Annotated in this window: 18 protein-coding genes and 2 pseudogenes; 8 read left to right on the plus strand and 12 right to left on the minus strand. The window is 55.3% G+C overall.

What is annotated here, in order from left to right:
* Positions 1–730, plus strand: a 730-nt coding sequence (locus ACZAHD_RS05505) for an aldo/keto reductase (RefSeq protein ID WP_462455883.1), incomplete at its 5' end; no start/stop codon positions are given.
* A 96-nt stretch (positions 731–826) separates the two neighbouring features.
* A pseudogene (locus ACZAHD_RS05510) lies at positions 827–2283 on the plus strand (anion permease).
* Positions 2284–2373: 90 nt separating this feature from the next.
* Here the strand turns inward: ACZAHD_RS05510 and ACZAHD_RS05515 are convergent.
* Both ACZAHD_RS05515 and gapA read right to left on the minus strand, forming a co-directional pair.
* Positions 2374–3261, minus strand: a complete 888-nt coding sequence (locus tag ACZAHD_RS05515; protein ID WP_462455884.1) for a D-hexose-6-phosphate mutarotase — start codon at positions 3259–3261, stop codon at positions 2374–2376.
* 87 nt (positions 3262–3348) lie between these two features.
* On the minus strand, positions 3349–4344 hold the full coding sequence (gene gapA / locus ACZAHD_RS05520) for a glyceraldehyde-3-phosphate dehydrogenase (RefSeq protein WP_004138295.1): 996 nt from the start codon (positions 4342–4344) through the stop codon (positions 3349–3351).
* Positions 4345–4683: 339 nt separating this feature from the next.
* On the opposite strand from gapA, the gene msrB reads away from it, so the two are divergent.
* Both msrB and ACZAHD_RS05530 read left to right on the plus strand, forming a co-directional pair.
* A complete protein-coding gene (msrB, locus tag ACZAHD_RS05525) occupies positions 4684–5097 on the plus strand; it encodes a peptide-methionine (R)-S-oxide reductase MsrB (protein WP_462455885.1) in 414 nt (137 codons plus the stop codon).
* Between the two features lie 44 nt (positions 5098–5141).
* Positions 5142–5420 carry a YeaC family protein gene (locus ACZAHD_RS05530; protein ID WP_462455886.1) on the plus strand — a complete coding sequence of 93 codons (279 nt, stop codon included), beginning with the start codon at positions 5142–5144 and terminating at the stop codon, positions 5418–5420.
* Positions 5421–5610: 190 nt separating this feature from the next.
* On the opposite strand, the gene chiD is transcribed toward ACZAHD_RS05530, so the two are convergent.
* The 4 genes from chiD to sppA all read right to left on the minus strand — a co-directional run bounded on the left by chiD (position 5611) and on the right by sppA (position 10722).
* On the minus strand, positions 5611–6864 hold the full coding sequence (gene chiD, locus ACZAHD_RS05535; RefSeq protein WP_462455887.1) for a chitinase ChiD: 1254 nt from the start codon (positions 6862–6864) through the stop codon (positions 5611–5613).
* 180 nt (positions 6865–7044) lie between these two features.
* Positions 7045–7686 (minus strand): bifunctional nicotinamidase/pyrazinamidase, encoded by a 642-nt coding sequence (gene pncA / locus ACZAHD_RS05540; RefSeq protein WP_462455888.1) that lies wholly within the window; start codon positions 7684–7686, stop codon positions 7045–7047.
* A gap of 9 nt (positions 7687–7695) precedes the next feature.
* A complete protein-coding gene (gene ansA / locus ACZAHD_RS05545; protein ID WP_462455889.1) occupies positions 7696–8712 on the minus strand; it encodes an asparaginase in 1017 nt (338 codons plus the stop codon).
* Positions 8713–8868: 156 nt separating this feature from the next.
* Positions 8869–10722, minus strand: a complete 1854-nt coding sequence (sppA, locus tag ACZAHD_RS05550) for a signal peptide peptidase SppA (protein ID WP_462455890.1) — start codon at positions 10720–10722, stop codon at positions 8869–8871.
* Positions 10723–10886: 164 nt separating this feature from the next.
* Between sppA and ACZAHD_RS05555 the strand changes: the two genes are divergently transcribed.
* A complete protein-coding gene (locus tag ACZAHD_RS05555; RefSeq protein WP_004860825.1) occupies positions 10887–11438 on the plus strand; it encodes an NAD(P)H nitroreductase in 552 nt (183 codons plus the stop codon).
* 55 nt (positions 11439–11493) lie between these two features.
* Here the strand turns inward: ACZAHD_RS05555 and phoC are convergent, their stop codons facing one another.
* Both phoC and ACZAHD_RS05565 read right to left on the minus strand, forming a co-directional pair.
* Positions 11494–12240 (minus strand): acid phosphatase PhoC, encoded by a 747-nt coding sequence (gene phoC / locus ACZAHD_RS05560; RefSeq protein WP_462455891.1) that lies wholly within the window; start codon positions 12238–12240, stop codon positions 11494–11496.
* A gap of 344 nt (positions 12241–12584) precedes the next feature.
* Positions 12585–13514 carry a DUF7916 family protein gene (locus ACZAHD_RS05565; protein ID WP_462455892.1) on the minus strand — a complete coding sequence of 310 codons (930 nt, stop codon included), beginning with the start codon at positions 13512–13514 and terminating at the stop codon, positions 12585–12587.
* A 337-nt stretch (positions 13515–13851) separates the two neighbouring features.
* On the opposite strand from ACZAHD_RS05565, the gene ACZAHD_RS05570 reads away from it, so the two are divergent.
* The 3 genes from ACZAHD_RS05570 (at position 13852) to ACZAHD_RS05580 (ending at position 17936) form a co-directional block, all read left to right on the plus strand.
* Positions 13852–14601 carry a GntR family transcriptional regulator gene (locus ACZAHD_RS05570; protein WP_462455893.1) on the plus strand — a complete coding sequence of 250 codons (750 nt, stop codon included), beginning with the start codon at positions 13852–13854 and terminating at the stop codon, positions 14599–14601.
* A 334-nt stretch (positions 14602–14935) separates the two neighbouring features.
* Positions 14936–15979 carry a selenide, water dikinase SelD gene (gene selD / locus ACZAHD_RS05575; protein ID WP_462455894.1) on the plus strand — a complete coding sequence of 348 codons (1044 nt, stop codon included), beginning with the start codon at positions 14936–14938 and terminating at the stop codon, positions 15977–15979.
* 4 nt (positions 15980–15983) lie between these two features.
* A complete protein-coding gene (locus tag ACZAHD_RS05580) occupies positions 15984–17936 on the plus strand; it encodes a DNA topoisomerase III (protein WP_462455895.1) in 1953 nt (650 codons plus the stop codon).
* 78 nt (positions 17937–18014) lie between these two features.
* On the opposite strand, the gene gdhA is transcribed toward ACZAHD_RS05580, so the two are convergent.
* From gdhA to xthA, 4 genes and pseudogenes are all read right to left on the minus strand, one after another.
* Complete coding sequence (gene gdhA, locus ACZAHD_RS05585) at positions 18015–19358, minus strand: NADP-specific glutamate dehydrogenase (protein ID WP_462455896.1); 1344 nt, start codon at positions 19356–19358, stop codon at positions 18015–18017.
* Between the two features lie 268 nt (positions 19359–19626).
* Positions 19627–20037 carry a pyrimidine (deoxy)nucleoside triphosphate diphosphatase gene (locus ACZAHD_RS05590; protein WP_462455897.1) on the minus strand — a complete coding sequence of 137 codons (411 nt, stop codon included), beginning with the start codon at positions 20035–20037 and terminating at the stop codon, positions 19627–19629.
* Positions 20038–20204: 167 nt separating this feature from the next.
* A pseudogene (locus tag ACZAHD_RS05595) lies at positions 20205–20833 on the minus strand (TVP38/TMEM64 family protein).
* 248 nt (positions 20834–21081) lie between these two features.
* On the minus strand, positions 21082–21888 hold the full coding sequence (xthA, locus tag ACZAHD_RS05600) for an exodeoxyribonuclease III (protein ID WP_462455898.1): 807 nt from the start codon (positions 21886–21888) through the stop codon (positions 21082–21084).
* Between the last annotated feature and the right edge of the window lie 112 nt (positions 21889–22000).

Raw genomic sequence — 22000 nt, forward strand, 5'->3', positions numbered from 1 at the left:
GGAACGAGGGCTGACGGTCATCGACACCGCCGAAATGTACGCTCATGGTGGCGCGGAAGAGGTGGTCGGAGAGGCGATTCGTGGTCTGCGGGATCGCGTTGTGCTGGTCTCCAAAGTTTATCCGTGGTATGCGGGGGGACAGAAAATGATGGGCGCCTGTGAGGCCAGCCTGCGCCGTCTGGGCACCGATTACCTTGATATGTACCTGCTGCACTGGGCCGCCGAGTTTTCCTTTGCGGAAACCGTTGCGGGCATGGAGGCGCTGGTGGCGCAGGGAAAAATCCGCCGCTGGGGCGTATCAAATCTTGATACTGCCGCGATGCAGGCGTTGTGGCAGGTTGCCGGTGGTGAACAGTGCGCTACCAACCAGGTACTTTACCACCTGGCGTCGCGAGGTATTGAACATGACCTGCTAACGTGGTGTCAGCAACGGTCGTTGCCGGTGATGGCCTACAGCCCATTGGCTCAGGCCGGACGTCTGCGCGATGGACTTTTCCATCATCACGTTGTGACAAATATTGCTGAAGAGAGAGGGGTGAGCACGGCGCAAATTCTGCTGGCCTGGGTTATCAGTCATCCGGGCGTCATGGCTATCCCGAAAGCTGCAAGCGTAGAACATGTGGCCCAGAACGCCGCTGCGCTGACGATTGCCCTCACGGCGCAGGAGCGGTCGCGGCTGGATAATGCTTTTCCCGCGCCGGGCAAAAAAGTCCCGCTGGATATGGTGTAAAGAAGCACTATTCGTCAAAACATTGGCGATCAGTTGATGAGAATCAAGGTTCAATCGTGGGCATCTCCTTAAAGATAAAAAGAAAAGGAGATTAACATGACTGAACTTAACAAGCCTCTGGATGTGAAGCTGGCTTTCCCGTTGTGGAAAGCGATTCTTACGATACTCTTCGGCGTTATTATCTGGTTTATCCCGCAGCCGGAAGGGCTCACCCTCCACGCATGGCAAATGTTTGCCATTTTTGCCGCCACTATCTTTGCCATCATTCTCAAGGTGCTCCCGATGGGGGCGGTGACGATGATTGCGCTGATTGTTTCCGCATTTTTGGGTGTGACGCCGCTCTCTCCGGGGAAAACTGACAAAGTTGCGGCGCTATCCGGGTTTGCCAACGGCACTATCTGGTTGATTGGTATCGCCATGTTTATCTCCAGAGCGGTGATCAAGACCGGGTTGGGTAAGCGGGTGGCGCTGTGGTTTATTTCTAAATGCGGTTCCAGCATGTTGGGTGTTGCCTATGGGCTGGCACTGTCGGATGTCGTTCTCGGACCGGGGATCCCTTCGGCATCAGCGAGGGGCGGCGGAATTATGTACCCCATTACGCAGTCCATTGCCACTGCATACCAGTCAGAACCGGGCGCGACGGCGAGAAAAGCCGGCGCCTTTTTAATGATTTGCGTTTCGCAGATTGATGCCATTGTCTGTACGATGTTTTTAACGGCGATGGCGGGTAACCCACTGGTAGCGGAACTGGCGAGAAGCCAGGGAATAGAGATCACCTGGACGACCTGGTTCGTCGGGGCCATCGTACCGGGAATCGCCTCTCTGATCCTGCTGCCGCTGGTGATTTACGCGATTTATCCGCCGCAACTGAAAAAAACGCCGGAGATTCCAGCACTCGCCCGCGAAGAACTGCGAAAAATGGGGCCGATGTCGTTGGCAGAAAAAATTCTGGCGTTGGATTTTGTCCTGCTGATATTGCTCTGGACCATCGGTGATATTTTCTTTTCAATTCCCGCTACGCTTTCGGCGTTTATTGGGCTGATGGTGCTGCTGATCAGCAACATTATGTCGTGGAAGAATATTATTGAAGAAAAAACGGCCTGGGACACCATGTTCTGGTTCGCCGTGTTGGTGATGATGGCAAATGCGCTCAATAAGTACGGCATGATTAGCTGGATATCTGAGCGAATTGTCGGCTATGTCGGTCACTTCGAATGGATTATGGTTTTTTTACTGCTTGTTGTGGTTTATTTCTATACCCGCTATTTTTTCGCGTCGGCGATGGCGCATATTTCCGCGATGTATCTGGCGTTTCTTGCCGTGGCCGTTTCGGTCGGTGTACCGCCGCTTTTTGCCGCGCTGGTGTTGGGTTATACCTCTAATTTGTCGATGGGGCTCACGCAATACTCCGGGGCCCGGGACCCGCGCTGTTTGGCTCGGGATATAACACGACAGGGCAGTGGTGGGGAGTGAGTTTTGTGGTATCGCTGGCGTCTATTGCTATCTGGCTCGTGCTGGGGGGCGCGTGGATGAAGCTGGTGGGATTCTGGTAGTTGAAAACATGACGAGTGCCGGTAAATAAAAACAGGGCGATTTCGCCCTGTTTTTAATCCTTCATCTTGCGTTTATCGGCGTCGAAGGGGTTAGCCTCGTTTCACGACGCGGATAGTTTGTGCCAGACGAGAGGGTTTCTCTTCGCTGGTTTTCTGCGGTTCGGTGACGCAACAGGTTTCGACGCAAACAAAGGTTTTATAACCGTCATCCGGCATATCGCCCATACTGACGGACAGTGCCGGGCCTGGGTTCCAGCCCACGACGTTGCTGTGGTGATGGTGGACGACGTCGATGTTGCGATTCAGCGCAGCGTCGTGAATCACGCTACACGCTTCGGCATTCAGATAGACGCGGTCGGTACGATCCGGGAAGGTCTGCACGCCGTTGCTCAACACGCCTTCTTCGGCATTGTTCACTTTATCGATATAGCGGTCACCGAGGCCACTCACTTTTACCGTGGCGATATCACCGACGTTGAAGTAGGTATGCAGGGCGGAGGTGGTTTCAAATTCGCCGTGCGCTTCCAGTTCGATCTCGCAGGTTTTACCCAGTTTGAAACGCGCATAGAGCGTGAATTCGTGCGGCCAGTAGCGACGAGTTTCATCGCTGCTTTGCAGTTCAAAGGTCAGCATCACGCCGCTGTCATCTTCATCGTGGCCTTTCAGCGTCCACGGCAGGTTGCGGGCGAAGCCATGGGACGGTAAACCCTGCTGCGACGCCGGGCCGAACCACGGCCAGCAAACCGGCACGCCGCCGCGCAGGGCCACGCCGTTTTTGAATGGCGTATTGTTGCTGAGCCACAGCACTTCTTGCTCGCCAGCCGGTTTCCAGGAGAGCAGGTGCGCGCCCTGGAAAGCAACGGAGGCTTTAACCTGCGGATGGTCGACAACGAGCAACTCCAGCTCATCAAGCTGGCGGCGGGAGAGGACAGGGGTAAGTTGTTCAACTACCGGGAGAGCAAAAATTTTGTTAATCATGGTGCAATCCTAAAGGTTAGCCGTAAACATGAAGCCATAAAAAAAGGCGACCGAAGTCGCCTTTTTGGATCAATGTCTCATCTCAACTTATTTGGAGATGTGAGCGATCAGGTCCAGAACTTTGTTGGAGTAACCCGTTTCGTTGTCGTACCAGGAAACCAGTTTCACGAAGTTGTCGTTCAGTGCGATACCTGCTTTGGCGTCGAATACGGAAGTGCAGATTTCACCGTTGAAATCGGTGGAGACAACGTCGTCTTCGGTGTAACCCAGAACGCCTTTCATTGCGCCTTCAGAAGCCGCTTTGATTGCTTTCTTGATTTCTTCGTAAGACGCTGCTTTTTCCAGACGAACGGTCAGGTCAACAACGGATACGTTCGGAGTCGGAACGCGGAACGCCATACCGGTCAGTTTGCCGTTCAGTTCTGGCAGTACTTTACCGACTGCTTTAGCTGCACCGGTAGAGGACGGGATGATGTTCTGAGCTGCACCGCGGCCTCCGCGCCAGTCTTTGTGAGACGGGCCATCAACGGTTTTCTGCGTCGCAGTCGTTGCGTGAACGGTAGTCATCAGACCTTCGATGATGCCGAAGTTGTCGTTGATAACTTTTGCCAGCGGAGCCAGGCAGTTGGTGGTGCAGGAAGCGTTGGAAACGATGTCCTGGCCTTCGTATTTGTCAAAGTTAGCGCCTTTAACAAACATCGGGGTGTTGTCTTTGGACGGGCCAGTCAGTACGACTTTTTTCGCGCCAGCGGTGATGTGTTTACGAGCGGTTTCGTCGGTCAGGAAGATACCGGTTGCTTCAGCAACAACGTCAACACCCACTTCGTCCCACTTCAGGTTAGCCGGGTCACGCTCAGCGGTAACACGGATTTTTTTACCGTTAACGATCAGATGACCGTCTTTCACTTCAACGGTACCGTTGAAACGGCCGTGAGTGGAGTCATACTTCAGCATGTAAGCCATGTAGTCAGCGTCTAACAGGTCGTTGATTGCAACGATCTCAATGTCAGAACGTTCCTGAGCAGCACGGAAAACAATGCGACCGATGCGGCCAAAACCGTTGATACCTACTTTGATAGTCATATATTCCACCAGCTATTTGTTAGTGAATAAAAGGTTGCCTGTAAAATTACAAAAACCTTACGCAGCGTCAAGCGGAATCGTGTCAATCATTGCGACAAATCAATCCAGAGCATGCCTTTGCGCGGTCAATTTATCCCACTTTCCCTTTGAGCCCAATTCCATATTGGGGCTGCGCCCGGAATTTTAAAGGTCATTAAAGATAAAAATGTGATGTTAGTCACAATTATCTGGGCTGCCTTTTGGCATCGAATAAGTTTAGAACAAAAGTCCACGCTTCATTGTTAATGTTTTGTTAGAATCGGGATGTAAAGTTGTCCTTTCACAGTGAGAAGCAAGCACATGGCGAATAAACCTTCCTCAGATGAGCTCAAAAAAAATTTGAGCGAGATGCAGTTTTACGTGACGCAGAATCACGGTACTGAGCCACCGTTCACCGGACGACTGCTCCACAACAAACGGGACGGTGTCTACCACTGCCTGGTATGCGACGCGCCGCTGTTTCACTCGCAAACGAAGTATGATTCAGGCTGCGGCTGGCCGAGCTTTTACGAGCCGGTAAGCGAAGAGGCGATTCGCTATCTGAATGATTACTCCCATAGTATGCAGCGCACTGAAATTCGTTGCGGAAACTGCGATGCGCATCTGGGGCATGTGTTTCCGGATGGACCGCAGCCGACGGGGGAGCGTTTTTGCGTCAATTCGGCCTCATTAAGCTTCAATGACGAAGATAATGGCGAGCAGATTAAAGGTTAAAGAAACGATTCAGCAAATTATTCCAGTGTGGAGTTGAGCGGACCATGGGAATTGAGCAAATAATAGACAGTATGACGCCGGAAGTGTATCAGCGACTGGCGACGGCGGTGGAACTGGGAAAATGGCCGGATGGGGTGACCTTAACCGCTCAGCAGAAAGAGAACAGCCTGCAACTGGTGATGCTCTACCAGGCGCGACATAACAGCGACGCGCAGCACATGACCATCGATACGAACGGTCAGATGGTGATGAAGAGCAAGCAGCAACTGAAAGAGGATTTTGGCATCGCGCCCCGTCCGATTGCGACGCTGAAGATGCAGTAACGAAGCGGCCTGATACCCGGCGGGGCTAACCCTTACAGAGGCAGCAGTGAGGTCGAGTAAGCCCGGCAAAGCAACCTTTGCAGGGCCTGTGGCTGGATTGAGCAAGCCCGGTAAGGTAACGCTGCCACCGGGCAAGGTTGTGGCAGTTCGGGTAAGGCGCAGCTTACATCACCCGATGGCCGTTCGCCGATTAAGGTTTAATCCCAAGCGACGCCGCGAGTTGCTTCGCCAACTGATTGTGGTCATCGGCGCCATACTCCCAGAACATAGCCCCCGCCAGGCCTTTTTGCTTAATGTAATCAGCCTTTATCGCTACCGAACGCGGGTTTTCGTATGACAAGGCGAACAGCGCTTTGCCATCTGCCGACGGGACCGACAGCCACGGAACCTTCGCCTGATCATCCCAATGTTCGGTAAAGCGTTTTTGTGGGTCATTAAGCAATTTGGTGACGATATCGTTGTATTTCACATACGTGTCTTTGGTCAAATCAAAACCCAGCGATGAAAACAGAGCGATGTGCTGTGGCCCTAACCAGGGCTGAGTGACGGGATTTTTTTGCGCATCCGGCTTTGTCCAGTCGATACCCGGCTCAAGGGCGCGTTTGGGTACCCGGCCATAAAAACCGATCCCCAGATTCATCTGGCTCGCTTTTAGACCGGCGGCGAGGTAGTTATTGACCACAAAATCGACGCTGTACTTATCCGCAGCCGCTACCGTCGGCCACCGCGTTGAATCGTACAGGTTGGCGTTGAAGTACTGGGTCCCGTAGGCCATGTCGTAGGTCATCAGGTTGATATAGTCGAGAGACGGCGCAATCGCTTTGACATCCACCCAGCTTTTCGGACTCTCTGCGTTAGCGCCCACGGCGATGGTCGCCAGTTTCTTTGTGCCAAACGCCGCGCGCAGCTCTTTCAGTAAAGCCGTAAAATTATCGCGATCGGCCGGTTGGCTGGCGACCAGTCCCCATGCGCCATTGACCGGATATTCCCAGTCGAGATCGATGCCGTCCAGACCATACTTCTCAACAATCTCCAGCGCTGACTGAATAAACACCGTCCGGGTTTCCTTCGTCGCCGCGGCGCCGGAAAATCCTCGTGCCCCCCAGCCGCCGACGGAAAGCAGGACTTTGAGGTTCGGGTTCTGCTGGCGCAATGTCGGGATTTTCTGTAGGTCAGCCTGTACTTTCGGTGACAGCCATATCTGATGCAGCTTACTGGCATCTTTTAAGGCGTCATTGGTTTCGTCTTTTTCGTCGTTATAGATCAGACCAAATGAGTAGTTGAGATGGGTTATCTGCCGCACGTCCAGCTTATCGATATCGCCGCCGGGGCCGGCAGTGACGTCACCGCCGCCGTTAAAGTAGCCGACGGACATCAGGGAACTGGCGGAGACCACGGAAGCACAGAGCAGGGGTAATGCTGCCAGCAAAGGCAAAAGCTTCATATCAGATCCTCTTTGACTTAAAAAAGTGGCATTGAAAAACAAACACGCCACGTAAATGGCGTGGCGGAAAAACAACGCGTTAACACTACCAGCGATAGTGCGTTGAATCTGCGAGTCAGCTCAATTTATAGTCAAAGCGAAGCGGGGGATTGCCCGAAGCGGCGGCTTCGGGCACGAGGATTACGCCTGCGTTTCCAGCCAGTCGTCGAGGGTGTACAGCGTAGCACCGGCGGAGGCCATCGCCATAAAGGCAAGCGCGCTATCCTGCGGCTGGAGGTTGACCCCGCGGCAGCCGTCGGTAATGACGTTAACGCTATAGCCGAGATTCAGCGCATCCAGCACGGTGTATTTGACGCAGTAATCGGTCGCCAGCCCAAGAACGATGAGATCGGTGATGCCGTGTTGGCGCAACCACTCATCGAGCCCGGTTTTTTGTCGGTGTTCGTTGTCAAAAAAAGCGCTGTAGCTGTCGATGGCCGGATTTTCCCCTTTATGGAATACCGCGGCAATCGCCTGCTGCTGCAGCAGTGGATGCAGCGCCGCACCTTCGCTGTTCTGCACACAGTGATCGGGCCAGAACGTTTGCACCAGGCCATCAAGCTGCCCCCGGGTATAAGGTTCGACCTGGTGCTGGCTGGCGAAGCTGCCATGGTTTGCCGGGTGCCAGTCCTGGCTAGCGACGACGGTTTCGCCGCGGGCAAGACAATGGTCGATAAGTCGGTTGGCGATATCTATGGTGCTATCACCTTCCGGTACGGCCAGCGCGCCGCCCGCGCAAAAATCATTTTGTAAATCGACCAGCAGTAGTGCGCGATTCGTCATCGGTTCTCCTTACTCATCGGGAGTCAGTTCGCCACGCAGGTTTTCCTGCATCAGGTTGCGAATCTCATCGACGCTCAGGTTCTGACTCAACAAGTAGTGTAGCTTGGTCAGTGTGGCCTCAACGGTCATATCAAAACCGCTGATGACGCCCGCCTGGGCGAGAGCGTTACCGGTGGCATACCCCCCCATATTGACTTTGCCGGACATGCACTGGGTCAGGTTAATGACCACGATCCCGCGTTGGCTGGCTTCTGTCAGAACCTGGATAAACTCGCCATTTTGCGGAGCATTGCCGACGCCATAGGAACGCAGGATCAATGCTTTCACCGGTTGACGCAGGAAATTACGTACCACATCGGCCGAAATGCCCGGATAGATCGTCACGACACCAATCGGTTGCGGCGTGATGGGATGCACCATCAGCTCGCCAATACCGTGTGGCGCTGGCGGCGTGCCGAGGCGACGAATGTGGATCCCTGCCTCCAGTAAAGGAGCCAGATTGGGGGAGGCGAAGGCATCGAAACCGTCGGCATGAGCTTTGGTTGTGCGGTTGCCGCGATAAAGACGATTATTGAAGAACAGCGCCACTTCATTGATCGGGTAATTAGCGGCAACGTACAGGGCATTCAACAAATTGATCTGCCCGTCGGAGCGCAGTTCGGCTAACGGGATTTGTGACCCTGTCACAATAACCGGTTTACCCAGATGCTCCAGCATGAATGACAGCGCTGAGGCGGTAAAGGCCATGGTGTCAGTCCCGTGCAGGATAACAAAGCCATCGTACTCGTCGTAATGCGCGCGGATGTCGTCGGCGATGTGCTGCCAGTCTTCCGGCGTCATATCGGAAGAGTCCATCAGTGGCGCATATTCATGGATCGTAAAGTCCGGCATCTCCGGACGATGGAACTCAGGCATCAGCGCCAGCTGACGCTGCAGGTGGCCGGAAACGGGGATATAACCGTGTTCTGAGCGCTGCATACCGATGGTCCCACCGGTGTAGGCAACGTAAATCGATTTCTTTTGCATATCATCGCTTAGGTTGTACATAGACAGGCGCAGTATAAGGTGAGCGCTAAAAAAATACAGCGCAATCCCCCGTTATACTTCACCTTACAGGCGAGTGGCAGGCGAATTTCCCCCGACAATACTGATGTTGTCGGGGGATTGGCCAAACGGGGGGAACTAGTGGATATTGGCGCAGGTTAAGCAGAACGCGTAGCGGTTCTGCGGATCGTTGAACGCGGCGAGCTTATCGCTCTCAGCTTTGACGGCATTGGCCGCGGCGGCAACCGGCGCTGGCAGCCAGGCCTGCAGAGCTGCCGGCAGCGACGCGCGTACCGAACCAGTCAGGCTATCGATCACCATCGAGAATAACGTCGGCTCTTCCTGGTAGTAGTCGATATGCCACTGTTTCAGTTTCGCCAGTTCCGCAGCTTTTGTCACCGCGTCGTCAAAGTCGCCCAGGCTATCGACCAGCCCGTTGGCTTTCGCATCTTCACCGGTCCAGACATGGCCCTGGGCAATCTGGTCGATTTTCTCCGGCGTACTGTTACGCGCATTGGCCACCAGGGTGATAAAGCGTTTGTAGCCATTCTCGATGCTCAGTTGCATCAACTGCTGAACTTCAGGCGGCAGCGATTTGGTCGTTGAGACGTCGGCCAGCGCCGACGTCGCTACGCCATCGGTGTGGACGCCGATCGAATCCAGCGTATTTTCGACGGTGTTAATGACGCCGAAGATGCCAATCGAGCCGGTGAGAGTGCTTGGGTTGGCCACGATATAGTTGGCCGGCGTGGAGATCCAGTAGCCGCCGGAAGCGGCCATGCCGCCCATGGAGACCACCACCGGTTTACCCGCGGCTTTCGCCGCCGCCAGCTCTTCACGAATCACTTCCGAGGCGCTGACGCTACCGCCCGGGCTGTTGACGCGCAGGACAATCGCTTTCACCTTCGGATCGAGGCGGGCATCGCGAATCTGCGCGGCGGTGGTGTCTCCTCCGACATTACCCGGCGTCTCTTCGCCGTCCATGATCGCGCCGTTAGCGAAGATAACCGCAATGGTGGCACCCTGGTCGGACGGTGTTTTCACGCTGTAATCGTAATAGCTGATCGCGCGATAGTTATTATCCGCTTTGCTCCAACCGAACTGTTTAGTCAACGCCTTCTCCACGTCGGTCGCGGTGCCCAGCTCATCAACCAGTTTGTTGTTCAGCGCGTACTGCGCCGTATCGCCATCCACTTTACGCAGACCGTCAATCAGGCCCTGAGCGCCAGGGAACAGCTGCTGCGCCGTGATTTGGCGGTTAGCGGCGATGGTATTGAGGTAGTTTTGCCACAGCTCGCCAATCCAGCGACTGTCGGCTTCACGAGCGGCAGGCGACATATCGTCGCGGATAAACGGCTCGACCGCCGATTTATAGGTTCCGACACGGAAAACATGCGTCGAGACTTTCAGCTTGTCGAGCAGAGATTTGTAATACAGGCCGTTGGTGGCAAAGCCGTGCAGGTCAACTTCACCCTGCGGCGAGAGCCAGATTTTATTGGCGAAGCTCGCCAGATAATATTGCCCCTGGCTGTAGCTACTCCCCACGGCATATACCGGTTTGCCGCTATCGCGAAATTCGCGCAGCGCCTTACCGATATACTGCATCGAAGGCTGATCTCCGCCGGCAAAATTTTTCAGATCCAGTACGATGCCGGTGATATTGCGGTCATCTTTCGCCTGGCGAATGGTTTGTACGATATCAAACAGCGAGTTTTCCTGGAGACGGTCGGAACTGGCCCCAAAGAGCTGACGACCGATCACCCCGAGTTTGCTACTGGCGGACGGTTTATCGACCACCACACCGGTGAGATCCATCAGCAGTGCACCGCGAGCGGTATGTTCCGTTGTAGTGCTGCTGAATTGTGCCCAGATGCCAACACAAACCAGGACCAGCAACAGGAAAACCAGGTTCAGTGCGAGCTGGCGAATAAAATTGAGTACCCGCCACGTCCATTTAAAAAATCCGGCGAGCAGCCGCCAAAGAGTTCGCATGTATTCTCCCTACATTGTTAAAAATGGGCTAACCGCTTGGGTTGCCGCGTCTGGTTATCCTAAAGAGACGGTTGACGGTTGTCAGCAGGAATCACCGGTCGTGCTGTAACAAAATTCTTGCGCATGTTAATTTTATGAAAAATGACAGCACAGGAGTCACAAAAATGGATGCTCTCGAACTACTGATTAATCGCCGCAGCGCTTCTCGTCTCGCAGAGCCGGCACCGACCGGCGAACAACTGGAAAATATTCTTCGTGCCGGGCTACGCGCCCCGGATCACGGGACGCTGCAGCCATGGCGTTTCTTTATTATTTCTGATGAAGGCCGCGAACGCTTCAGTCAACTGCTGGAGAAAGGGGCGATAGAGGCCGGGCAGGATGACAAAGGCATTGAAAAGGCCCGCAGTGCACCGTTCCGCGCTCCGCTGATTATTACCGTTGTCGCCCGCTGCGAAGATCACCCGAAGGTGCCTAAATGGGAGCAGGAAATGTCGGCCGGTTGCGCCGTGATGGCCATGCAGATGGCGGCGTTAGCGCAGGGCTTTAACGGCATCTGGCGCAGCGGCGCATTGACCGAAAGCCCGATCGTCCGTGAAGGATTCGCCTGCCGCGAGCAGGATAAAATCGTCGGTTTTCTCTATCTGGGAACGCCGCAGCTTAAAGCCTCAACAACCGTTTCTCTGCCGGACACCGCGCCGTTTGTGGTCCGCTTCTGATCCACGCAGAATAAGAACAGCCCGGCAGGCGTGAACCGCCGGGCTGTCGCGCAGACTATTTCTGCTGTTTCGCAAACTCGTCTTTGGCTTTTTGCAACTGTTGCTGGAAGGCCGGATTGGTATGCAGCGTGGCAACCACCGCCGAGCCGACAATACGCGCCGCGTCAACATCGCTCTGCCAGTGGTAACCGCAGATCACCCGACTTTCACCGAGCTCATAGCCGCGTTTGAGAATCTCATTCTGGCGCTGCGGGTTGATTTCAGCCAGCACCAGCGCGGTGGCCCAGCCGATAGAAGTGTGCCCGGAAGGGTAGGAACCGTTTTTCGACAGCTTATCCTGTTCGGCAGTATTGCAGGTGGATACGCCATAGAAAGCAAACGGACGAATACGCATATACTTCTCTTTTGCGCTTCGGGTCGCCAGATCGCCTGCGTCTTCAATCATGTTGGTGAGCAGTTTGTGGAGCGCCGGCGCGTCCTTTTCGGTGATCGGGGAGCCGAATACGGCGGAGAAAGCGTTTGCCACGCCACCTGCGCTCAGATTGGCGTCTTCTGCCGCCAGCTTCCCGCGTTCGGTAGCGCGCAGCAGGCGGCCTTTCTCATACATCGCCTGATCGTTTAAAAAAGCAATGCTGCCCACTTCCGGCGGCGGCGGGAGCAATGCCAGACTGTCAATGGCCTGGGCGTTTTTCAGATAGTAAAGATCGGGCTGCGTGGTGGCATCATTCCCGGCGGGAACCAGCGCAAAGGCGCTCACCGAAAAGAGACTGGCAAGGCAAAGGGTGAGAACACGCTTTTTCATCAAGATATCCTTATTGTGTGAGAGGGGGACAATGGCGCGAAACGGATGCGAAGTTAACGAACCATGGTTCTACTGAATTAAGGGCTTGTCTCATCAAGACTGCTGTGCTTGTCATTTTGAACCCTGGCAGCGTTCACAAAGAGTTGTCTTTGAACACCCGTCAAGGCGGCCCAAAGGGTGAATGAAGCGAATCAAATCCTCACGTACCACGTTGTACGTTCAGCTTTCTCCGCGTGGTCCATGTGCTACCTGTACCAATGACAGCGACAGGGACAGGCTCTAAACGCTTTGAATCCGGCGGTTTTTTCCCGGATGAGAGACGACCAGGTACCTTTGATACCTGTTTACCGATAAACAGAACGCGCGATGCGGGTGTATGTATGCCTGACTCCGCGAATAGCAATACTGTAGGCCAGAATATTCTCCGGTAATGCCATCCCCATATAACCCGTATCGCCAATATGGTGCAGGTCGGCGCCCGCCATTTTACTCATCAATGCTATCTGACGAATGGTGCTGACATCCGCGCCTTCCTGGGAGGTGCCAATGGCCGTCATCGCCAGTACGCCATGCGCATGCGCAGTCTCAATAAGCGATGCCACACGTTGCTGACTCATTCCTGGTATCGTGCCTGGGGCAGGGAGCAACACAATATCCACCCCCTGAGCGGCGAACCCGATGACATCTTGCTCGCTGATAATGCTGCTGCCGCTTTCGCCTACAACGCCCGCTCCGTGCATTTTCCCGGTGACAATCACCGCGCTGTTGCCCACCGCCTGGCGAATCTTCCCGGCAGCTGTCCCCAGCGCCTGGTTGCTGACCCCGTTATTCGGGTTGCCGGTTAACACCAGAACTTTCGCCCCCATCGCGACCAGTTTACGGGCATTGTCAGCCGTTGCCGATCGCCCCGGTCTCATTTTCCAGATATCATCATGGGCAACAGCAAATTCAGGATCTACCGCCTCCAGATTGACGCCAATAATACGCCCGGTCAGGCGCTGCAGTTCATACAGCGTTTTTTCCGGCGCGATACCGGTCGGTAACCCCTGAATATGCGGATTTTCACTGTCAAACATATTAATCAGCAAAATATCCGCGCCCTGCGATGCGGCAAGCTCAGCATTGGTCACATTGTTCAGCAATGGCTGCGTGATGGCGATAGATTCACTGACCATTACCCGACCTTCGCTGGCGCGAATGGCATACAGAAGCTGCTCTTTATCCATCGACACAAAATCGGAAGCACAACAGTCCAGCAAGCGTTTTGTTCTCATTAGGGGATTCCTCGTTGCTCAGCCAGTTCTCCGATTTCAGCCGCGGCCTGGACAGGCAGCATCCGCGCCCTGAACTGCCGGTACGGGCTGGCGAAAAAAATGCGCTGCATATATTGACCTCAGTCGTCGGGAGTCATTTTGGGTTTAGTTAAAATATACCATTTGTGTACCATTAGTGAACCATACAGGATGAAAATGGATCCTGACCAGAACAAAATGGCCGTTTTGTGATCTGAGTTGCTTTCCTCCTGCTCTGATTGGAAGATGACAACGATCGATTATTGGTTAAGAATTGGTTCATATAAACTGGACCAGTGTTCCCATGGGTAGAGAGAGAATGAACACCACTTCGCACCCTGGATTTTATCTCGATGAATCCAGTGCATTGCCGCTGTATATGCAGTTGGTTAATGCCATTAAGTCAGCCGTTTCTGAAGGACGGCTCCGTCCTGGTGATGTTCTGCCGTCAGAACGGGCGCTGGTAGAGATGCTGAATATTGCGCGAGGCACAGCCCGTAAAGCATTGCAGCAACTGCTGGAGGAAGGGGTTCTGATACGTAATCAGGGGTCCGGTACCTTCGTGGCGCCGCATGTGCGTCAGTCCCTGCCGTCGCTGGAAAGTTTTAGTGAAATGGCGGCAGGGAGCGGAGGCAAAGCGCAAAGCGAACTTGTGGGATATCTGCGCCGCTTAGCAACCCCGGAGGAGCGTAACGTTCTGCAACTGACCGGAAGTGAAAGTGACATTGTGGAACTGACCCGGCTCAGGAAAATTAACGGCATCGCCGTTTCCCTGCAGACGGCGGTTTTGCCTGCACATCTGCTGGATAAACTCAGCGAAATGGAGGAGTCGTTGTACCAGCACCTGGAGACAAAAGGCGCGCCGGTACGGCGGGCGACTCAGCACTTCAGGGCCGTCTCAACGGACAGTCAGCTGGCTTACTATCTGAACATCAAAGAATATGAGCCGCTCCTGCTGGTGACCCGTACCGGTTTCACCGACGATGACAGGCCCGTGGAATACACCCGCACCTGGTGCCTGAATGACTACTATGATTTTACGCTTGAGTTACATCGAAAAGATCCATAGCGGCATTCTGCCCGTACACTGGACACCAAACGAACGTATTTAGCAGGCCTGTCGAGTGTTGGAACGGCAACAGGGATCCCGGGCGGAGAAGTTGGTGCCGGAAGGCGCTGTTTTTATCGTCCCGCCGATCCGCATTTTGTCCGGGATGTCTGATACCCCTTAGCCCCACCAGACTTTCCGTCAACGTGAAAACGGCGAGGCAAAGAGGGTTGTCCATCGCAAAATCGTCGATTTGTCTGCTTAATGAGCAACCATTCGCGATTTCAGACTGTCATACTTACCACCTCGACGTTTGAGCGCTACCATAGCGGGATTGCACTGACAGGAGATGTCCATGAGCGAGCAAGCTATTCGTTTAACGCAATACAGCCACGGAGCCGGTTGTGGTTGTAAAATTTCCCCTAAAGTACTGGAAACGATTCTGAAGAGCGATCGAGCGAAATTTATCGATCCGAATCTGCTGGTGGGGAATGAGACCAGTGATGATGCGGCGGTTTACGACCTTGGCAACGGGACGTCCATCATCAGCACCACCGACTTTTTTATGCCGATAGTCGACAGTCCGTTCGACTTTGGCCGTATCGCCGCCACCAACGCCATCAGCGACATTTTCGCAATGGGGGGGAAACCGATTATGGCGATTGCCATTCTTGGCTGGCCGATTAATACCCTGGCACCGGAAATTGCCCGTGAAGTGGTGGACGGCGGGCGTTTTGCCTGTCAGCAGGCGGGCATCTCCCTGGCGGGCGGCCACTCAATTGACGCGCCGGAGCCGATTTTCGGTCTGGCGGTCACCGGCGTGGTGCCGACCGAGCGGATCAAGAAAAACAGCACTGCCGAGGCCGGCTGCAAACTCTATCTCACCAAGCCGTTAGGCATCGGCGTGCTGACCACCGCCGAGAAAAAATCGCTGCTCAAACCGGAGCACCAGGGGCTGGCGACGGAAACCATGTGCCAGATGAACCTCGCCGGCGCGGCCTTTGCCACCATCGGCGGCGTAAAAGCGATGACCGACGTCACCGGCTTCGGTCTGCTGGGCCACCTGAGCGAGGTGTGCCGCGGCGCGGGTGTTCAGGCGCTACTGAACTATGCGGATATCCCGAAACTGCCGGGCGTTGAAGAGTATATTGCGGCGGGCGCCGTTCCCGGTGGCACCGGGCGCAATTTTGCCAGCTACGGCCATTTGATGGGGGACATGCCGGCAGCGTGGCGCGATCTGCTGTGTGACCCGCAAACCTCCGGCGGCCTGCTGCTGGCGGTGACGCCGGAAGCCGAAGACGAAGTGCGAGCCGCAGCAGAAGAGTTCGGGGTTAAGCTTGCCGCCATCGGCGAGTTGGTGACCGCACGCGGCGGACGTCCCATGATTGAGATCCGTTGATTACATGCGGTTGTTTATTGCGGAAAAACCCAGTCTTGGTCGCGCAATCGCCGACGTGCTCCCTAAGCCGCATCGCAAAGGTGATGGTTATATTGAGTGCGGTAACGGGCAGGTGGTCACTTGGTGTATCGGCCATCTGCTCGAACAGGCTCAACCCGATGTCTATGACGGGCGCTATGCGCGCTGGAATCTGCTCGACCTGCCTATTGTGCCGGAAAAGTGGCAGTTGCAGCCAAAACCGTCGGTCACCAAACAGCTCAACGTCATCAAGCGTCTGTTGAGCGAGGCGCAGGAGGTGATTCATGCCGGTGACCCGGACAGAGAGGGGCAGTTGCTGGTAGACGAAGTTCTCGACTATTTGCAACTGGCGCCGGAAAAGCGCCAGCAGGTTCAGCGTTGCCTGATTAACGATCTCAACCCGCAGGCGGTGGAACGGGCGATTTCTCGCCTGCGCGCCAACAGCGAGTTTATTCCGCTATGCGTTTCGGCCCTGGCCCGCGCCCGTGCTGACTGGCTCTATGGGATTAACATGACCCGTGCCTATACCCTGCTCGGTCGCAATGCCGGTTACCAGGGCGTGCTGTCGGTGGGTCGGGTGCAGACCCCCGTGCTGGGGCTGGTGGTGCGGCGTGACGAAGAGATTGAGAACTTCGTCGCCAAAGATTTCTTTGACGTCAAGGCGCATATCGTGACGCCGAAGGATGAGCGTTTCGTCGCCACCTGGGTGCCGAGCGAGGCCTGCGAGCCGTATCAGGATGAAGAGGGGCGCCTGCTGCATCGTCCGCTGGCTGAACACGTGGTGGCGCGTATTGAGGGCCAGCCGGCGCGGGTGACTGCCTACAACGATAAACGGGATTCGGAGCCGGCGCCGCTGCCGTTTTCGCTTTCGGCGTTGCAGATTGAGGCTGCCAGGCGTTTTGGCTTTAGCGCGCAAAACGTGCTGGATATCTGTCAGAAACTGTATGAAACCCACAAACTGATTACCTATCCGCGTTCGGACAGCCGCTATCTGCCGGAAGAGCATTTTGCCGGTCGGCAGGCGGTTCTCAATGCCATCGGGGTTCATGCGGCAGATCTGCTGCCGCAGCCGGTGGTTGATCTGGAAATCCGTAACCGCTGCTGGGACGATAAAAAAGTTGATGCGCACCATGCGATCATCCCGACCGCCCGCAGCAGCCAGGTGAAACTGTCTGATAACGAAGAGAAGGTGTATGGCCTGATTGCCCGCCAGTATCTGATGCAGTTCTGCCCGGATGCGGTCTTCCGCAAGTGTCAGATCGATCTTGATATTGCTAATGGCAAATTTGTCGCCAAAGCGCGTTTCCTCGCCGAAGCCGGCTGGCGTGCGCTGCTGGGTAACAAAGAGCGGGATGAAGAAAACGACGGAACCCCGCTGCCGGTGGTGGCAAAAGACGACGAGCTGCTGTGTGAAAAGGGCGAAGTGGTGGAGCGGCAAACTCAGCCTCCGCGCTATTTTACCGATGCAACGCTGTTGTCGGCGATGACCGGGATTGCCCGGTTTGTGCAGGATAAAGATCTGAAAAAGATTCTGCGTGCGACCGACGGTCTGGGGACGGAAGCGACCCGCGCCGGGATTATCGAGCTGCTGTTTAAGCGGGGCTTTTTAGTCAAAAAGGGTCGCTACATTCACTCTTCCGATGCGGGGCGTGCGCTGATTCACTCTCTGCCGGAGATGGCAGCCCGGCCAGATATGACCGCGCACTGGGAGTCGGTACTGACGCAAATCAGCGAGAAGCAGTGCCGTTATCAGGACTTTATGCAGCCGCTGGTCGGCACGCTTTACCAGCTGATTGAGCAGGCCAGGAGTACGCCGGTACGTCAGTTCCGCGGCATTGTCGCGCCGGGCGGCGGGAAAAAGAGTTTCAGCAAAGGTAAAATCAAAGCTAAAACGAAAGACAAGAAGCCCGCTGCGGACTCCGCAGCGGAAAACCCCTAAAAAAACCGAAAATCGGTTTTTTTAGGGGTTGCCGCTTATCCCGGTTCTTAAGGGACGGCGGCAGGGAACCACGACGTCTTAAATGACGCCCTGCGCCAGCATGGCATCGGCCACTTTGACGAAACCGGCGATATTAGCGCCACGGACGTAGTTGGTCTGCTGCGCTTCGCCGCCGTATTCAACACAAGCGTGGTGAATATCCAGCATGATGTGATGCAAACGGGCGTCGACCTTCTCCGCCTTCCAGCTCATGCGGGCTGCGTTCTGCGCCATTTCGAGGCCGGAAGTGGCGACGCCGCCGGCGTTTGCGGCCTTGCCTGGTGCGAACAGCACGCCCGCCGCGAGGAACAGATCGGTGGCGGCGATAGTGGTCGGCATGTTAGCGCCTTCGGCAACGGCCTTCACACCGTTGGCAATCAACAGACGCGCCGCATCAGCGTCCAGTTCGTTTTGCGTGGCGCAAGGCAGGGCGATATCCGCAGGAATGGACCACGGCTGTTTGCCTTCGAGATAGGTCAGACCATATTCGCGGGCGTAGTCGGCAACGCGGCCATCGCGGCTGGCTTTGATTTCGCACAGACGGGCCAGTTTTTCCGGGGTAAAGCCAGCTTCATCGACAACGGTGCCGCTGGAGTCAGAAGCGGTGATCACGCGGGCGCCGAGGGCCATCGCTTTTTCGATAGCATATTGCGCCACGTTACCGGAACCGGACACCGCCACGCGCATCCCTTCGAAGCCCAGTCCGTGACGCTTGAGCATCGCATCGGTAAAGTACACCAGACCATAGCCAGTCGCTTCCGGACGAATCAGGCTGCCGCCGAAGGAGAGCCCTTTACCGGTGAACACGCAGGCGCTGTTGTTGGAGAGTTTACGCATCATCCCGGCCATAAAGCCGACTTCACGACCGCCAACGCCAATATCGCCTGCTGGCACGTCGGTGTCCGGGCCCAAATGGCGATACAGTTCGGTCATCAGCGCCTGACAAAAGCGCATTACTTCACCATCGCTCTTACCTTTCGGATCGAAGTCGCTGCCGCCTTTCCCGCCGCCCATGGGCAGCGTCGTGAGGGCGTTTTTAAAGGTCTGTTCAAAGCCAAGGAACTTGAGAATCGATAGGTTGACCGACGGGTGGAAACGCATGCCGCCCTTGTACGGGCCAATTGCGGAGTTGAACTGTACGCGCCAGGCGCGGTTGACTTGAACCTGATTACGGTCGTCGACCCAGACGACGCGGAACTGAATAGCACGCTCTGGTTCAACCAGTCGTTCCAGCAAAGCGAGCTGGCGATAGCGCGGGTTTTCCTCAAGGAAAGGCCACAGCGTGGTCATAACTTCGCGGACGGCTTGAGCAAATTCGGTTTGATGCGGGTCGCGCTGTTGAACGCGGGTGAGAAAGCTTTCCAGAGTGCACATCTGATCCATAGATATAATTTCCCCTTATGGTTGTGGTTGCATGTATACGCATCACGTTGCAGATTGCTTCGCTACCCATTTCGGGAACGCTTCTGCGGCCGCCTCGAGCAATCTGAATGATTTTGTATCTCTTTTTTATTATTCGGCCCTTGAAAAGACCGATTTTCCGACTATAACACCGGGAATCATCATGCCAGCAAGGAAAAATTATCCAGACAGGAAAATTTATAATCTGGCGCCAGTCATAACTAAAAACGATGACGCCGGTTGCAGGGAATTAGCGGGGAAGATCGGTTGCGCGTTGGGCAATAAACGCGTTCAGCAGCGGAATATCTGCCGGGGCAAGGTCGAAGGAGAGTGCCTCTTGCGGCGTGCACCAGCGCAACTGGCGATGATAATGGGCGGTGGGAAGGCCGCGAAAACGTGCCACCCACCAGGCGTGCAGGTGAATCAGGCGTCCGGAGACCTCCCGTTGATGGCTGGCAATATAGCGCTCAACCTCCGCCGTAATGCCGAGCTCTTCTTGCAGTTCACGGATAAGCGCCTGTGGCTGGCTTTCGCCGGGTTCCACTTTGCCGCCGGCAAATTCCCATAGGCCAGGTTGATCGGCGTGGGACGGGCGTTGCGCCAGCAGAATTTTGCCATCCTGTTCGATAATAGCGGCGACAACATCAAGCGTTTTTTGCATCTGAATCATCATTCCGGGCAGGATAATGGCTTATTATCACCGCCTTTGTCTTTGCCAGACAACTTTTAGCCCATCGGAGATATATCGTGCTCGATAGTCATCTGCATCCCCGCCTGAAACCCTTGCTCAATGTTTGCGCCGCGCGGCTGCACCAGATCAGACGCGCGTTATTTTTCTTCATGGCTAACCGGAAACTTGTCGGGAGCGATCTGTCGAGGCCGGGCAAAGATTTTGGCCCCCTGAATGACGGCAAATAAAGCGAGTCCAGCCAGACTCAGTTCAACATAAACCCCAACGTAATGCCCTCTCTGGCGAGTTCGCTTGCCATCTGGGTATAGATAAACAGCCCCGGTAGGGTCGTCAGTACCGATATCAGCATAAATGCGCCGAACGGAATGGTGGTCAGGCCATCGGCATAGTTTTGAATGTGGTACGGAAACAGCGGCACCAGGCGGGTAAACATCAGGAAATCTGGGCCGCTGCGGGCAATACCGCGTTCAATCGCCTGAAAGGTCGCGGTATGTCCGGCATATTTCAGCAGCAGATCGCGGCCCAGCCAGCGGGCCAGCAAAAAGGAGAGTGCCGAGGTCGCCATGGCCCGATAACAGGGTGCCCCATACCGGGCCAAAGACCCGCCACCGACAATCACCAGGAGACTGCCCGGAATCAGGCACAGGGTTGCGATGATAAATACGGCCACATAGAGCGTCCAGTCGAGCGGACCGCTGTGTTGAATCAGCGCCTGGAGATGGCGGAAGTGGGTCACCAGATCGGCAAAGCCGGAGAAGGAGATAATCGCAACCTTGCTGCAGAGCAGGGCGAGAATCAACAGCAGGTGAGATTCTGCTTTATGACGGCTTCTTTTGCATGGGGCTCGCCTGTTTTACCCGTGTTCCGTGACCTCCATCCCGCGAGTCAGGGCGTGCGCGACAGTATAATCAATGGCGAGCGGCAACAATGCGTTAGCGCGGATTTATTGATTTTATTCAGGATAAGCGGACTCTCCGCGACCGTCTGGCCGGGAGAGTCGATGGAGAAAACGCGTTACGGTTTGAAGGTGGCCCAGACCGGGGCATGGTCGGACGGTTTTTCCATGCCGCGAATGTCGTAATCAATGCCGGTTTCTACGCAGCGTTGCGCCAGCGGAGAGCTTGCCAGCAGTAGGTCGATACGCAGCCCGCGATTATCGTCAAAGCCTTTGGAGCGGTAGTCGAACCATGAGAAGCGATCCTGGTTATCGGGATTGGCCTGACGCCAGGTGTCAACCAGCCCCCAGTCCAGCAAGCGCGCCATCCACTCCCGCTCTTCCGGCAGGAATGAGCACTTACCGGTGCGCAGCCAGCGCTTACGGTTCTCTTCACCAATGCCGATGTCGAGGTCGGTTGGGCTGATATTCATATCGCCCATGATCAGCACCGGATTATCTTTGTTCAGCTCGCTATCAAGATAGTTTTGTAGGTTCTGGTAGAACGCCGCTTTTGCCGGGAACTTGGTTTCGTGGTCGCGGCTTTCGCCCTGCGGGAAGTAGCCGTTGATAACTGTCACATTCCCGAATGCGGATGGAATTTCCGCCATGATGATACGGCGCTGGGCCTCTTCGCCGTCGCCAGGGAAACCACGGCGTACCGAGACAGGCGTCTCCTTGGTCAGCAGCGCCACGCCGTAGTGCCCTTTTTGGCCGTGGTAGAACACGTTGTATCCGAGCTTTGCCACCTCTTCGAGCGGAAACATATCGTCGTGTACTTTGGTTTCCTGTAAGCCAATGACGTCAGGCTGATGTTTGTCGACGATGGCGGCCAGCTGGTGGGGGCGGGCACGCAGGCCGTTGATATTAAAAGAGAGAAATTTCATAGTCGCTGCCACTGTGCAAGGTGAATAGTGCAGGGATGGTAGCAGAAATTCGCCGGGCTGGCTGCCGGAAGGCATTTTATTGTGCCTGTTGTTCTGATTGGTGGTGCTGACC

Source organism: Raoultella sp. (assembly GCF_039594335.1).
GTDB lineage: Bacteria > Pseudomonadota > Gammaproteobacteria > Enterobacterales > Enterobacteriaceae > Klebsiella.

Excerpts from the sequence above, each read along its gene's own strand:
- sppA (WP_462455890.1), bottom strand. The coding sequence starts at position 10,722 with ATGCGAACTCTTTGGCGGCTGCTCGCCGGATTTTTTAAATGGACGTGG.
- gdhA (WP_462455896.1), bottom strand. The coding sequence starts at position 19,358 with ATGGATCAGATGTGCACTCTGGAAAGCTTTCTCACCCGCGTTCAACAG.
- msrB (WP_462455885.1), top strand. The coding sequence starts at position 4,684 with ATGGCGAATAAACCTTCCTCAGATGAGCTCAAAAAAAATTTGAGCGAG.
- xthA (WP_462455898.1), bottom strand. The coding sequence starts at position 21,888 with ATGAAATTTCTCTCTTTTAATATCAACGGCCTGCGTGCCCGCCCCCAC.
- ansA (WP_462455889.1), bottom strand. The coding sequence starts at position 8,712 with ATGCAAAAGAAATCGATTTACGTTGCCTACACCGGTGGGACCATCGGT.
- selD (WP_462455894.1), top strand. The coding sequence starts at position 14,936 with ATGAGCGAGCAAGCTATTCGTTTAACGCAATACAGCCACGGAGCCGGT.
- ACZAHD_RS05570 (WP_462455893.1), top strand. The coding sequence starts at position 13,852 with ATGAACACCACTTCGCACCCTGGATTTTATCTCGATGAATCCAGTGCA.
- ACZAHD_RS05530 (WP_462455886.1), top strand. The coding sequence starts at position 5,142 with ATGGGAATTGAGCAAATAATAGACAGTATGACGCCGGAAGTGTATCAG.
- phoC (WP_462455891.1), bottom strand. The coding sequence starts at position 12,240 with ATGAAAAAGCGTGTTCTCACCCTTTGCCTTGCCAGTCTCTTTTCGGTG.
- ACZAHD_RS05555 (WP_004860825.1), top strand. The coding sequence starts at position 10,887 with ATGGATGCTCTCGAACTACTGATTAATCGCCGCAGCGCTTCTCGTCTC.
- ACZAHD_RS05515 (WP_462455884.1), bottom strand. The coding sequence starts at position 3,261 with ATGATTAACAAAATTTTTGCTCTCCCGGTAGTTGAACAACTTACCCCT.
- ACZAHD_RS05565 (WP_462455892.1), bottom strand. The coding sequence starts at position 13,514 with ATGAGAACAAAACGCTTGCTGGACTGTTGTGCTTCCGATTTTGTGTCG.
- pncA (WP_462455888.1), bottom strand. The coding sequence starts at position 7,686 with ATGACGAATCGCGCACTACTGCTGGTCGATTTACAAAATGATTTTTGC.
- chiD (WP_462455887.1), bottom strand. The coding sequence starts at position 6,864 with ATGAAGCTTTTGCCTTTGCTGGCAGCATTACCCCTGCTCTGTGCTTCC.
- gapA (WP_004138295.1), bottom strand. The coding sequence starts at position 4,344 with ATGACTATCAAAGTAGGTATCAACGGTTTTGGCCGCATCGGTCGCATT.
- ACZAHD_RS05580 (WP_462455895.1), top strand. The coding sequence starts at position 15,984 with ATGCGGTTGTTTATTGCGGAAAAACCCAGTCTTGGTCGCGCAATCGCC.
- ACZAHD_RS05590 (WP_462455897.1), bottom strand. The coding sequence starts at position 20,037 with ATGCAAAAAACGCTTGATGTTGTCGCCGCTATTATCGAACAGGATGGC.